This is a genomic window from Limisphaera sp. VF-2, from assembly GCF_049537125.1.
Classification (GTDB): domain Bacteria; phylum Verrucomicrobiota; class Verrucomicrobiia; order Limisphaerales; family Limisphaeraceae; genus Limisphaera.
Genome location: NZ_JBMVQY010000001.1, coordinates 1,923,617 through 1,937,734 on the forward strand (window position 1 = coordinate 1,923,617; position 14,118 = coordinate 1,937,734).

Here is a 14,118-nt window from a genome sequence, read left to right on the forward strand (position 1 = left end):
ATTAAAACGCGCCGGGCACGTCCTGCAAGCGGAAAATATCCGAAAAACCGCGGTTTTCCTGCATTGCAACGCGTGCTCGAACCGCCTCACCAGCGCTGAACCGTGAAGAACCGCGCAGCACCCGCATCCAACGCCACCGAAACGGATGCTTGGTCGCCGTCGCCCGTCCACAGCCGCTCCAACTGCCATTGCACCGGCGGCAACTGGTCCGACCCCAACAGCGCGTACTGCGCCCCGGGACAGGTGGGGAAGCGCAGCACGAGCTGTTGGCCCTGGCGGTGGACCTCGAGGGCCACTGGCGGCGCCGGCTGCAGGACACACTCCAAATCGTCGAACAACACCGAGCCGGCCGCCAGGGCCGGCTGCCGAAAGACGGCCTGAAACCGCATCCGCACACTGCCGAACGGGGCCACCAACTCCGGACCCGGCTCCCACACAACCCCTGTCGTGGGATCCACTCGATTCGTCACCCCGAGCCGCCACCAGGTGCCGGCCGGCGTAGCGGCCGTCACCGGGGCCGACCGGTACACCGCCAGCGCGTTGCCCGCGGCATCCCGAAACGACACTTCCAGCCACGCGTGGTTCTCTCCCGCCAGACGGTCGTCCGCGGGATTCATGACCCACCCGGCGGCGCGGAACCGCTGCCCCGGCAACACCGGCAACTCTTGAGACACGCCGGAATCGTTGGAAGCCCCGGTGAACTGGCCGAACACCTTGAACACGTACATCCCCGTGTGCACCGGCCGCTCCGTGCGGCTGTGCAAATACGTGTTGCCTCCGAACCGTGTCCATCCCGACCAATCCCCCGTTTCGAATCCCGGATTCGCCAGGAGATTCCCGCCGCAACCGACCGGGAGCGCCGGTGTGCGTTGATATACGCGCACGTAGTCCACCCACATGCGCTGCGGGAACTCGGTGGTGGCATCCGGGGCACCCGGCCAGTTGCCGCCCACCGCCACGTTGAGAATCAGGAAAAAGGGCCATTGATGGAACACCCAGGGCCGGCCGGTGGGCAGGGAGGCCGGCGTGGCGGTGAAGTACACCGTATCGTCGATGAACCACCGGATCCGGTTGGTTTCCCATTCCACCGCGAACACATGAAAATCGTCCGCCAGTGCCGCGCCGCCGGGCAACGTGTACCGCCCGCCCACAGCGTTCCCACCGGAGTACCCCGGGCCGTGAATCGTGCCGTGCACGGTCGAGGGCTCCCGACCGATGTTTTCCATGATGTCGATCTCCCCGCAGTTCGGCCAGCCGACCGAGGGGAAATTCGTGCCCAACATCCAGAAGGCCGGCCACAACCCCTGACCCCGGGGCACGCGGATCCGGGCTTCGATCCGGCCAAACAGCCACTCCAGGCGGCCCTGCGTCTTGATGCGCGCAGAGGTGTAGGCCCGGGTGATGCCGTCCGACCCGGTAAACGTCTCCCGATGCGCCTCGATCACGAGGCAACCGTTCTCGATCCGGCAATTGTTCGTGCGGTCGGTGTACGTCTGCAGCTCGTTGTTCCCCCAGCCGCCGCCGCCCCGATCGTACACCCACCACTCCGGGTTCGGACGGCTCCCGTTCGGACCGTCAAACTCGTCGGCCCACACCAGCGTCCAACCCGGTCGCACCTGCGCGTCTGCCCCGCAAGTCCCCAACCAGAACAACAGCGCGCCCACGCGGCTCAGCCAGGCAGCCCACCGCGTGGGCGCATGAAGGACCCAGGGCCGGTTCATCCCCGGACCGTCCCGCTCACAATGTCAACACCTGGAAGAACCGCGATTGCGGTCCCAACGGAATCCGCACGGCCTTCACCGAACCGTCTCCCTCGACCGGCGATCCGACCGGCGCCCACACCGGCTGGGCGAGATCTTCCGTGGCGATGACCTGGTATTGCGTCGCTCCCTGCGTGGGCCACGACAACTCCACTTCATTGCCCACCCGGCGCGCGGTGATCCGGACCCGCTCCTTCTTCATCAGGCGCAGGGCGTCCGCGTAGACGTTGCCCGTGCCGCCGCCCTGATTGTGCAACGTCAGTTGGAATCGCACCGTTTCGGTGCCCGGCGGCGCCACCAGGTACCGCGCGTTTTCCGTGCTGATCTGCGTCCAGCCCGCGGGCACACCGTTGGTCACCTCGAGATACAACCATTGATCCCTGGGCGAATCCTGGTTGACCGGGGCGGAGACCCACATGGCCAGCGGCACCGGCCCGGCCCGGAACTGCACTTCGATTTGCAGACTCGTATTCCCCGCCAGGGCGTCCTGGCTGGAGAGCCAGAACCAGCCATCGGCGGTGAAGATGTCGCCCGGCGCCGCCGGCTGATCCTGGAAGACCCCGTTCCACTCCCCGGCGTTGTAAATCCGCACCACATTTGTCCCGTCCTTCGCTTGCACCGGGTAGTCGATTTGGTTCCCGTAAAAGTCGTTGGTGCTGGCCAGGGCGGCGCCCGAGAAATTGAACCACGGCGGAGGCACCAGCCACGGCTGCTCCACATCCGTCTCGAAGCTCGGATTGTCCAGCCAGTTGGCGTACTCGGCCGGCGTCAGCACCCGGAGCCGCGCCGGCTGGGACTCCCGCGTTCCGGCGGTGGAGCTCACCGTGACCGTGTACAAGCCGGCGTCCTCCAACTGCGCACCGGTGATTGTCAACGTTGCGGTCCGAACCCCGCTGAAACGCCCGCCCTCCGTCAGCGGCACGCCATCCCGCTTCCACTGGTAACTCAACGGGGCCGAACTGGTGGCTGCCACCGTGAAACGGGCCGTGCCGCCCACCATGACCCGCTGGGGCAGGGGTTCCGCTGTAATGGATGGATCTTCATTGTCCACCAGGATGCTGACCCCCTCGAACGCCTCCGGCGCGTCCGGCCTTGCGTTCGGACCGTACAGCAGAAAACCGTACTGCGTAATGTTGCCGGGCCGAATGTAACGCGTCACGGCGAAGTCCGAGCCCGTCACCAACTCCGCGCGCGTGTCGCCCAGATAGGCGTAACCGGGGGCGAATTCCTTGATCACGGCCACGCATGTCCAGCCGGCGGGCAGGCTGTTGGACTCGACGCGGCCGATGAAGGTCACATCGTTGCCGGCGTACAGCGTACCCACATCCACATACAGGTTGGCCTCCAGCAGCTTGTTGGGGGTGCCATCCGGAAGATTCCAGAACCCGTTGGTGTTGAACGTGTTCGTGTTGACACGCAACACGACGCGCGTGGCGTTGGTCCGGCTCGGTTCGAAGGTGGCTCGCAAATCACCAATTCCCCAGGCCTGCCCGAACGCCCATGAGTTATCCATGTTGAACACGTTCATCCAACCCAGCCACGTCTTGGTGGAGTCCACCTTGACGGTGATCTGTGCGAGGGCATTTCCCACGGGCGCCAGCGCCGCGGCGCCCGCCAACATCAGAGAGAGGAGTCGAGGAGTGGTTTTCATGGCGATGTCTCGTGATGGCCGGGCCCGACAGTCCCGCTTGCCCCGGAGAGATCCGCGGAATCCGCATCGGGTGCGGTTGCCTCCGTGCGCAAGCCCCTTGCTTTGCCGGGCACTGACCTCCGCCAGCGTACGCGGCGCCCGGCAGTGTGTCAAATGAACGCCTGCTGCCCGTGGATGAGACCTTCAGCCGGTGCCGAGGGCCCGACCACCATGCGCCAAGGGAGCCGTCAGGTCCGAAGCCTTCCCGCGGTCTGCAAGCCGAGATGTTCCTTTGCCGTTGCCAAACGGGAATGCATCGTCGGATCTTCATCGCGATGGGTTTGAACCACGCCGTCCGCAGCGCCCGGTGCGGGGCGGCCGCCGCCGCCAGCTCCGTGTCCACATCCCGGCTTTCTCACGGCTTCCGACTCGATGCTGCTTCGGAAGTGGCCATTGTGCCTCGCGAGTGCATGGACGCCGACGCGGGCTGGCTTTCGGAACCAGAGATCGGGTCGGAAGCCGGAGCGGCGGGCCTTGGTACAAGGAGCTCCGGCTTCAAGTGCCTGACAGCCGGCCGGTGCCCCTTCTTGCCGTGTATGCCACGCGCCCGGGGAGCCCTTGCCATGATGGTCCTCGGTTCAACCCTGGTCGGGGCAATGGGGAACCCGACCCCACCGGGCCCGACCCGGGTCGGGGAATTTGAGGTCCCCCTGCCTCCGGGCGTGTACACCGAGTGGCGAACAGACCGTGCATGGTCCGAGACCACGCCCACTCGAGAGCGCATTTGTCTCAACGGCCTCTGGCGCTGGCAACCGAGCTCCGGGGAATCCGAAACGCCCCCGATTTCTCACTGGGGCTTTTTTAAAGTCCCCGGTCCCTGGCCGGGGATTACGGATTACATGCAGAAAGAGTCGCAAACGCTCCACGCCCACCCCGCCTGGCAGCACGTTCGCTTGCGCGACGTGCGAGCCGCCTGGCACGAGCGCGAGATCACGATACCCGCCCACTGGAGAGGCCGCCGCATTACGCTCCAGGTAGAGTACTTGAACTCGCGGGCCGTCGCCTTTTGGGACGGGCGGCCGGTGGGCACGATGCACTTTCCGGCCGACGAGCTGGACGTCACCTCCTTCTGTCAACCTGGGCGAACCCACCGCCTCACCCTGTTGGTGCAGGCATGGCCCCTCCAGGCCCTCCTGCAGTCGTACACGGACACCGCCGCCCCTCGAGATGTCCCGGGTTTCGTACCCCGACGGGGCCTCTGTGGCGACGTGTTCCTGGCCGCCACACCTTCCGGCCCGCGCCTCGGTGCGGTGCGCATCGTCCCTTCGGTTCGACGCTGGGACCTTACAGTGGACGCCGCCCTGGAGAACCTCCAGCCGGGGCATACGTATCGGTTGGCCGTCCGCATCACAGAGGAGGATCACGTGGTCAGGGAATTCCGGAGCCCCCCGTTTCAGGGCACGGATGTCCACGACGGCCGTTACCTGTGCCGCGAACCCTGGCGGCCGGAGAAGCTGTGGGATTTGCACACGCCGCAGCACCAGTACGAGCTCCAACTCAGTTTGCTCGATGCCGAGGGCCGGGCGCTGGACATCCTGCCGCCGCAGCGCTTTGGATTTCGGGAGTTCTGGATCGACGGCCGGGATTTCTACCTCAACGGGACCCGCCTGTATCTTTCCGTCGTGCCCCTGGACAACGCTCAGGTCAGCGCCTACACCGCCACTTACGAGGCCGCGCGGGAGAGTCTGGAACGCCTCCGCTGGCTGGGCATCAACTTCGTGTATGCGCATCACTATGACTGCCTGCCCGGGTCGCATCTGAGCTGGGCGGACATCCTGCGTGCGGCCGATGACGCGGGGATGTTGGTGGCTCTGACCCAACCGCACTTCAGCCACTACGATTGGGCCGGAGCCGACGCCGACCGCACCAACGGCTACGCCCGCCATGCCGCGTTCTATGTCCGCGTCGCCGGCAACCATCCCAGCGTGGTGGCCTATGCCACCAGCCACAACGCCGCTGGTTACAACGAGGACATGAACCCTGATTTCATGGACGGTCGATCGGCTTTCCGGGATGCTTGGGCCGAGCGCAATGTCGAACGTGCACGGCGAGCCGAGGCCATCGTGCGGGCCCTGGATCCCGACCGGCTCGTGTACCACCATGCCTCGGGCAACCTGGGCTCTCTGCACACGAGCAACTTCTATCCCAACTTTGTCCCGGTCCAGGAATTGTCCGACTGGTTCGAAGCATGGGCCACCCGCGGCATCAAGCCGCTGTTCCTCTGCGAGTACGGCGCCCCTTTCACCTGGGACTGGGCCATGTATCGCGGCTGGTACCGGGCCCGACGCGAGTTCGGAAGTGCCGTCGTGCCGTGGGAATTCTGCCTGGCCGAATGGAATGCCCAGTTCCTCGGCGACGCCGCCTTCCTTGTGTCTGAAATGGAGAAGCGCAACCTCCGTTGGGAAGCCCGCCAGTTCCGCGAGGGCCGCCTCTGGCACCGCTGGGACTATCCGCATCCCCTCAGCTCTGCCGACTTTGTGGAACGGGATCCGGTGTTCGCCTTGTATCTTACGCGGAATTGGCGTGCCTTCCGTACCTGGGGGGTCTCTGCCATCTCCCCCTGGGAACATCACATCCTTTTCCGCCTCCGTCCGGAGGTCCCGCGTCACCGCCGGGAGAATCTGCCCGCGGATTGGGCCCAACTGCAGCGACCCGGATACAGCCCGGATTTTCTGGCGGAACGATTCGAACGGTTCGATCTGGCCTACGGCCGGCAAGACTGGGAACCCACCGGAGCCGGCCGGGCCATTCTTCGCAACAACCGACCCCTGCTTGCGTATCTGGCAGGCAAACCGGCACGCTTTACCAGCCAGGACCACCTCTTCGTTGCCGGCGAAACCGTCGAGAAACAACTGATCCTGATCAACAATTCTCGCACTACGGTGGAGGCGGAGGCCGAATGGATTCTTCAGGGAGTCGAATCGCTGCGCGGCCGGGCCCGTCTGTCCGTTCCGACCGGTGAGCAGACACGAATTCCTGTACGATTTTCCCTTCCTCCAAACCTCTCTCCCGGTCCGTATCTTTTGTCGGCGCGGGTGACGTTCTCCACCGGCGAAGAGCAAACGGACGAGTTGGTGCTGCATGTCGTTTCCGCACCCGTTGCTCCCAGCGTCCGCTGCCCTGTGGCATTGTTCGATCCCGGCGGGGAAACCCGATCCCTGCTCGAAGGATGGGGCATCCCGTTTGTCCCGGTCGAGCCGGGGGCCGATCTGACAAACTTCGACATGCTGGTGGTCGGGCGGCGCGCACTTACGGAAAACGGCCCGGCCCCCCGATTGGACCGTGTTCGCCAGGGGCTAAAAGTGTTGGCCTTCGAACAAAGTCGTGAGGTGCTGGAGCGTCGGTTGGGATTCCGGGTCACTGAATACGGGCTGCGCCAGGTCTTTCCCCGCCTGCCGGATCACCCGGTGCTCCAGGGGTTGACTGCGGATCATCTTCGCGACTGGCGGGGTTCCACGACACTGCTGCCTCCCCGGTTGCAGTACCGCTCCGACCCCCGGTTCTATGGCGCACCTACCGTGGACTGGTGCGGGATTCCCGTCACCCGCGCCTGGCGGTGTGGCAACCAGGGGACTGTGGCCTCCGTGTTGATTGAGAAACCCGCCCGCGGCGATTTCCTGCCCTTGGTGGACGGTGGCTTCAGTCTGCAATACAGCCCCCTGATGGAATACCGGGAGGGCGACGGTCTGATCGTCTTCTGCCAGTTGGATGTCACCGGCCGTACTGAGCGGGATCCCGTCGCTGAGACCCTGGTCGCCCGGCTCTTGGAATACGTGGCCGCGTGGAAGCCTGACCGGCAGCGTCGTCGGGCCGTGTACGCCCGCGATCCGGCGGGTCGCCACTATCTCCAGCAGGCCGGCTTCGAACTGGCGTCCGCGGGCGAGGGGCCCCTGCAGCCACAGGATCTCCTGATCCTGAGCCCGGGTGCCGCCGAAGTTCTCCAGCCCCACCGCACGGCTCTGCCTCAATGGCTCCGCGAAGGGGGCGCCGTGCTGGCTTTGCATTGCTCGGCTGCGGACACCGATCCTCTTCTGCCTTTCCGCCTCACGTTTACCCACGCCGAACATATCAGTACGGTCTTTCCACCCCCGGCCCGGACTTCCCCCTTCGCCGGGATCGGCCCGGCGGATGTCCATTGTCGTGATCCGCGCGTCTTGCCCCTGCCCGCCGGGGGAGTCATCCCCTTGGGCAACGGCGTGCTTGCGATTGCCTCTGACGCTCCGGTGGTGTTCTGCCAATTGGTCCCGTGGCACTTCGACTACACTTCCAATTACGGGCTCAAAAGAACATTCCGACGGACGGCCTATTTGCTGAATCGACTGCTGACCGGGCTGGGTGTTCCGTGTTCCACAGCGCTCCTGTCCTACTGGGCCACCCCGCCCCAACTGGGCCAGCCCGGCCGCTGGCTGCAGAGTTACTACCTCGACCCCCCGGAGGAATGGGACGATCCCTACCGGTTTTTCCGATGGTAAAAACGGGAAGGCAATAGCACCCGGCCGGCTCCTACCAAGAGAAACCATGAAGAATCCAATGGCATTGCTCCTCCCGTTTGATTCCCCGGCCATTGGGGGAGAACCGATCCGCCGCGAAAGGGCTTCTCCAAAACGGCGTCGGTGCCTCGAGGTCAAAGACAACTCGGAGCCGGTCATTTGTGCCTGTTTGCCGAAGCGCCTCGATTCTCCACAAGAAGCGCGTGAGGCTCTGCAGCGGTTGCCCGAGCTTCTCGATTGCGTGCGCACCTTTTCTTTCAGCCCTCGCAAGCAAGTGGGCGAGCCGGCGAACCCATGGACCACGCCGCGGAGTAGACTCGCTTTGCTGCCCCCTCTCGCGGAGCGCACCCATCCCTTCGGGGTTCCCAAGGCGGCTCGTCGGTCTGCGAGTCTGGTCTGGCTTTGAAGAATGATGAAAAAGTGCCGTTTTTGCGACTGGTGAGGTTTTGCTGTCTTTTTTCCGGAACTGCGCGTGCGAACGCTCTGTTAACTCAATCGGCGGCCTGCTGCAATGGCATGTTTGCCTGCCACCGCAGGGGTCTTGCGTCTTCGGTGACCGGCGTCGGTCCTCGGAGGTCCTTCCTTGCCGCCGCGGGAACGCAGCGGTCAGCCTGGAGGTGGACTTTCCGCCGACCTCCGTCAGTGACCGCTCCATAAAGTTTAGCCGATTTCCATGGGCGGCTACGGATTTAGGGAGTGGAATCTGCCGCCCCAAGGCGGCGGGCCTCAGATCCAGGTGGAAACCCTCGCGCGGGAGAGTAGCACAGCGGCGATTGGTGTCATGAACGATCCACGGTCTCGTTTGTTGCCAGCACCATGCCGGCGGCTTACGATTTGTGCGATGCGGAACGTGAGCTTCCGTCCTCGCCTCACCCTAGCTGCCATGGTCACGGCGCTGACCCTGGCGGATCCCGAGACCAACGCCACCGTTTCTGCTGCACGTTGGTCCTGGGAAGAACCCCACGCGGAGGTGGATCCCAAAGGGGACCTTCGGTGGAAACCGCGGCCGTTCGTCTTTGCAACGGGCCGTTCCGTCCGCTACATCGACTTCGAAGCGGGCGACGACCATGCGCCGGGCGACCGACCCGACCGTCCTTGGAAACATCACCCCTGGGACCCGCAGGCCACCGGCCGGGCCGCTGTCGCCACCGGGGTGCACACCTACGTGTTCAAACGGGGCGTGGTGTATCGGGGCCGATTGCTCGTGCGCGAGTCCGGAAGACCGGACGAACCGATCCGGTTGACCAGCGATCCGAACTGGGGCACGGGCGAAGCCGTGCTGTGTGGAGCCGAACGCGTCACACGCTGGACCCGGGGCGCCACCCACAAGGACATCCCGGAACCGGAAAAGGTCTGGTGGGCCGACCTCGACTTTTCTCCCCGCAGCGTGTGGCTGGTCACGCCGGCGGGCGAAATCGTCCGAATCCCTCTGGCCCGCACGCCGAACTGGAGGGTGTCCAATCCCGACGATGTCAAAAGCGAATGGTGGACCTGGGACAATCCGGGTCGGCCGTTCGGCAACACCGTCACCAACGCCCGCGGCCAGATTCTGCATTTCGGCATCGACACCCGGCATATCCGCGACAAACCGGCCGACTACTTTCAGGGTGCCCTGGTCTGGACCGAGTTCGGCTGGGTCATGAGCGCGCCGTACCCGACCGAAGTGGAGGTCGTGGATCTCCAACGCCATGGCCTCGGATTCGCAGGCTGGACGGGCGGCGGCACCAACGGGGTCATCATGCGCGGCATGCGGTATTACCTCGAGGACAAGCCGCATTACCTGGACGATCCGCAGGGCGAGTACTGGTTCGAGAAACGCGGTCAGGGAGGCCGGCTGTACCTGCGGCTGCCCGGCGACGCCGACCCGAATCAGGCACAGATTGAAGCCGGCCGCTGGAGCAACCTTGTCGAAGGTACGCGGGTCGAACATCTCCACATCACCGGATTGACCTTCCGCTTCACCACACCGGCGTGGGAACTGACCGCGCCGCCGTGGGACTTTCGCACCCGGCCGTGGAGTCTGCGGCCCGACCAACATCCCGGCTGTATCCGGGTCTGGGGCGAGGGCCGCGACATCCGCATCGCTCATTGTCGCTTCGAACACGTGGTGATGCCGATCCGCATCCGCGCCCTGGCACCCGGCCAGCGGGTCGATGACGTTTGCATCGAGGACAACGAGATCCGATTCACCGACGAGGGGATTCTGTCCGTCTGCGACGGGGGTGCCTGGGGCTACGCAGACCTGCGGGGTCGGCTCGGAGACGTGCGGATCTACCGCAACCGTTCGTACGAGACCGGCCGCCGCCCCTCCCGCTACAGCAACGGCATCGGCATCGAAGTGGCCGGCGCCCGCACGGTCGAAATCGCCGGAAATATCATTGAACGCACGTACGCCCAGGGCATCGATGTTCACGGCGCCAAACGCAACGGCGTCTGGGGCGACGTGCCGTTCACGCGCATCCTCATCCATCACAACAAGGTGTGGGAATCCCTGCTCAACTGCAATGACTTCGGCGGCATCGAAACCTGGCAGGGGGGCCCAGCCTATGTCTTCAACAACATTTCTTACAATCCACTGGGATACCGCCACTGGAACCGGTACACGGGCACGGACGCGGGCTTCGGTCACGCCTACTATCTCGACGGAGCCTTCAAGAATTACCATTTCAACAACATCGCCTGGGGCCGGGGCCGGCATCCGTCCGACCCGGTCGTCAACTGCGCGGCCTTTCAGGAGATCATCAGCTACCAGAACACCTTTTTCCACAATACCATTTACAACTTCCACACCGGCTCGCGCCGACAGGAACCGCAGGCGGGCCGCAACAAGTATCTCGCCAACGTCTGGTACGGTATTGGGAAACATGTCTTTCGCCATGCCGATCCGGCCCGATCCCGGAGCGAGGGGGAAGCGGCCCATGCACGGCCGCCCAAGGTCCGGTACGCCCTCGAATCGAACGCGTACAGTCACAATGTCTTCTTCGACTGCGCGGAAATGGGTGTCCTGGAACCGTCGGGCCGCTGGCTCCCCCGTTTCGAGGATTTCCAGGGCGCTCTTCACAGCAACCGCTGCCTGGCCACCAACCTCGGGGTGATCAGCCCGCGGCCGCCGCTGCGGGACCCGGCCCGGGGCGACTTTCGCCCGGTTCCGGGGTCCCCGGTGATCGATGGAGGCGCGAAGGTGTTCGTCCCATGGGCCCTCTCGGGCGTGGTGGCCGAATGGCACTTTTATCCCGCGGGGAATGATCCCACTCTGATTCTGGACGAACACTGGTACATGACCGACTATCATGTATCGCGGGATATGTACCATCTGCGGCCCACGTATCCCCTGCATGCGGTCGGTGTCGAGGCCGCCGACTATGTGCAGGGCGAGCTCGAGGATTGGATCCACGGCGCTCTTCGATTCGATCCGACCCGCCATCAGTATGCCGTGGTGTCCAATGCCCAGTTGATGAAGCCCTTTACCTTCGTGGACTTCAAAAGGAGCCGACACGAGAACCCGCGGCCCGAGCCGCACACGGTCGAGGGCGAGGCTTTGAAAAACCCGCAGATCCACCGATCGAACTTTCTGATCGAAATCTATTTCCAGGCCCGGGCCGGACACACCGGAGGCGTGTTGGTCGAGAAACTGCGCGGGAGCGGGTACGGCCTCACTTTGGATGCGGAGGGACACGTGGCGTTCCGGGTGCAGGGACCCCGCCAGACCGCAGCGGTTCGGACCCCTGCGCCATTGAACGACGGTCGATGGCATCACGTCATCGCCGAGGCGGACCGGAGTAAAGCGCGCCTGACGCTTTATGTGGACGGGCGGGCCGTGGCTGCTGCCACCGGACCCGGGCCTGACGAGTCGCTGGCCAACGAAGGGGACCTGTACGTGGGCGGGACGCCGCAGGGACGTTTCTTCGATGGGACCATCGACTTTCTGCGCATTGCACTGGGCACGCTGGCGGACGCCGACACGTCGATCGAAGAACTGTACGCCTGGCAGTTCGACGGACCTTTTCTGAGGGACTTTTGCGGTCGCAAGCCCGTGGGCAAACGACGCGATGCAGGAGCCATTGAGAGCGAGGGGCAGGAACCTTGAGACTTGCCGTTAGAAGGTTGCCGGAAGAACCAGCCTGGTGGACCCCGACGGCGGTTTGTTTGGCTACTTAAAGGCCCGTCCTAGCCCGAAACCTGGCAACGTGTACGCCGTAGGCCAATCCTGCGTGTGGCCCCGGAGTACGCTACGCCTGTCCAGCGGGCACTGGACTGGTCGCGGGCCGAGGGCTCCTGGGCCGGAGGCGTGATCAGCCCGGGGGCGATTGCTCCCGCGCACGATTGGAACAAACCGACGACATAAGACCACGTGGGCATGCGTTCCCGGTTTGGCGGCCGAGGAGACGTCCCCGGGGACAGTCCCGCGAGTGAGATCGCACGGGAACAGGTCCCGGGTGGAGAACGGGAGAGCTTTCGAACCTCGGCGTCCCGGGAAAAGGCTGGTGTGTGCCCCGGAGGCTGGATCGGATAGCAAGTTCGGCACCCGTTGTTTCCCGCCGCCCCACCGACGGTACGGTGCCGCGCGTTGAACCTGGCGCGGTGGATTTGCTTTGTGGCCTGCGGCGCCACAATCCTCCGCCTCACCGAAACTCCACAAGGCACCTTCTTAACCACTGCATCGCAGAATCAGCGGCCAGCTTCTTTACAAACTGCTCGAAACGTTGGTCTTTATCGAAGCGGGGAATCTTGCGGAGTTCGGGGCCGGTATCCGGAAGGCCGTAATCCGCGGGTCTGACACCGCAGACCGCGGCCCGCACGTACAACCATTCCTCCAACCTTGGCGATACGACAATGAGCCGCTTCCGGGGATTCTTCTTGTGCACCCTCAACGTGAGGTCACCGCTCCTCTCCTGCTCAATGTACTGGCCAAGCTCCTCTGGCTGGGGGGCCCACGGATCTTCGTCGATCATCCCCTGGCCGGCCTGCAGGTTGCGAAGCCGGTTCAGAATGTTGCCTTTTCCTCGGGCGTGCCTGATCTCCCTGCGCGGCACGCCCAACAGGCGTGCCAGGAGCTCGTCCGGGTAACACTCCACGTAGAGCATTACTCAGCCTCCAGCACCGTTTCCAATCCGAGGAATGGATCCTGTTCAAGCAATCTGCTGATTTGTTTGTCCGTTAGCTGGACGACCTTGGTCTCGTGGTCCTCGTATCGCGTAACGAACACGGCCACCTGCTGTGCGTTGCCCGTTTCCAACACCGCCTCCAGCAGGTAGGGATTGTGAGTCGCGATGAAATACTGGTTGGAGGGATCCGCCGCGATTTGCTCGCCGAGCTGCCTGGTGTAGTACGGAAAGGCATGCGCTTCGGGCTCCTCGAACAGCAGCACAGAGTTCGTGCTGGAGGCGATGGCTACATGGAAAAACAGGATTCGCTGCAGCGTCTCCGAGCTCATGTGGAGAGGTAGGGCGATAAAGAGACCGCTTTGCTGCTTGACCAGTTTGATGCTCCGTTCCATCGGCTCGAGAAGCACGTCGAGGCGGAAGGGTCGAAATAGCGCCGTCAACCACTCTCGCAGCTGCCTCGAAGCATAAATGACGGAGAAAAGGTTGGGACCGTCTGGCGGAATCAGTGTGCCCGGGTCCACGGATTGGTAGTGTTCTAGGGGACGATAGCGGTACAGGCGAATCGGCCGGCCATCTGTCCAGGCCAGGTAATGGCCGCTCGCGCCCTCGTGATCAAGGTCTGTCATGTGCTTGTCATTGAGCCATAGTTGAAAGCGATCTGACTCGTACTTCAGGACCGCGCGGCCCGGAGGCTCCCCGCTGCACTCGACGAGAACGGGCTCGTCGGTGAGATTGTCGTAGAAGAGGTTCTGCGTGCGTGAAAAGCGGACGAAGCTCTTCAGGCCGACGCGGGGCCAGGCCAACCAGGAGAGCAGGCCCAGCGCCTCCAGGATGTTGGATTTGCCCGTGTTCGGCTCGCCGATGAACAGGTTGACGCGACGGCATTCCAAGTCCAGCGTTCGGATCGACTTGAAACGTTCGATTTTCAATCGGGCGATCATCGTCTCTTCCATCGGTCAGGCCCCTTCGACGGCCCGCACAGTGTTCGCAACATCTAACAGTTCCGGGATGTTGGCGCTTCTTCCCGGCAAGAGCGACCCGACGGTGGCGGAATGGATCCATGCAAACGTGCC

The 14,118-nt window shown here is 64.1% G+C and carries 6 protein-coding genes; 2 read left to right on the top strand and 4 right to left on the bottom strand.

Features of this window, described 5'->3' with window-relative positions; all coding sequences use genetic code 11:
* Positions 1 to 86 precede the first annotated feature (86 nt).
* Positions 87 to 1,721, bottom strand: a complete 1,635-nt coding sequence (locus ACPDIT_RS06835; protein ID WP_423442430.1) for a family 16 glycosylhydrolase — start codon at positions 1,719 to 1,721, stop codon at positions 87 to 89.
* Between the two features lie 16 nt (positions 1,722 to 1,737).
* Positions 1,738 to 3,411, bottom strand: a complete 1,674-nt coding sequence (locus tag ACPDIT_RS06840; RefSeq protein WP_423442431.1) for an immunoglobulin domain-containing protein — start codon at positions 3,409 to 3,411, stop codon at positions 1,738 to 1,740.
* Between the two features lie 878 nt (positions 3,412 to 4,289).
* Here ACPDIT_RS06840 and ACPDIT_RS06845 point away from each other — a divergent pair.
* Together ACPDIT_RS06845 and ACPDIT_RS06850 are read left to right on the top strand one after the other, a co-directional pair.
* On the top strand, positions 4,290 to 7,922 hold the full coding sequence (locus ACPDIT_RS06845) for a glycoside hydrolase family 2 TIM barrel-domain containing protein (protein WP_423442432.1): 3,633 nt from the start codon (positions 4,290 to 4,292) through the stop codon (positions 7,920 to 7,922).
* Positions 7,923 to 8,790: 868 nt separating this feature from the next.
* The gene (locus ACPDIT_RS06850; protein ID WP_423442433.1) at positions 8,791 to 12,027 is read left to right on the top strand and encodes a LamG-like jellyroll fold domain-containing protein; all 3,237 of its coding nucleotides are present in this window, start codon (positions 8,791 to 8,793) and stop codon (positions 12,025 to 12,027) included.
* A 535-nt stretch (positions 12,028 to 12,562) separates the two neighbouring features.
* Here ACPDIT_RS06850 and ACPDIT_RS06855 read toward each other — a convergent pair.
* Entirely contained in the window at positions 12,563 to 13,024 is a 462-nt protein-coding gene (locus ACPDIT_RS06855; protein WP_423442434.1) for a hypothetical protein, read from the bottom strand.
* Positions 13,024 to 13,998, bottom strand: a complete 975-nt coding sequence (locus ACPDIT_RS06860; RefSeq protein ID WP_423442435.1) for an AAA family ATPase — start codon at positions 13,996 to 13,998, stop codon at positions 13,024 to 13,026. Before ACPDIT_RS06860 ends, ACPDIT_RS06855 begins: the two co-directional genes overlap by 1 nt.
* Positions 13,999 to 14,118: the final 120 nt, after the last annotated feature.

Bases quoted from the DNA above. Each gene is read 5' to 3' on its own strand.
- ACPDIT_RS06835 (WP_423442430.1), bottom strand. From the start codon at position 1,721: ATGAACCGGCCCTGGGTCCTTCATGCGCCCACGCGGTGGGCTGCCTGG.
- ACPDIT_RS06840 (WP_423442431.1), bottom strand. From the start codon at position 3,411: ATGAAAACCACTCCTCGACTCCTCTCTCTGATGTTGGCGGGCGCCGCG.
- ACPDIT_RS06845 (WP_423442432.1), top strand. From the start codon at position 4,290: ATGCAGAAAGAGTCGCAAACGCTCCACGCCCACCCCGCCTGGCAGCAC.
- ACPDIT_RS06855 (WP_423442434.1), bottom strand. From the start codon at position 13,024: ATGCTCTACGTGGAGTGTTACCCGGACGAGCTCCTGGCACGCCTGTTG.
- ACPDIT_RS06860 (WP_423442435.1), bottom strand. From the start codon at position 13,998: ATGGAAGAGACGATGATCGCCCGATTGAAAATCGAACGTTTCAAGTCG.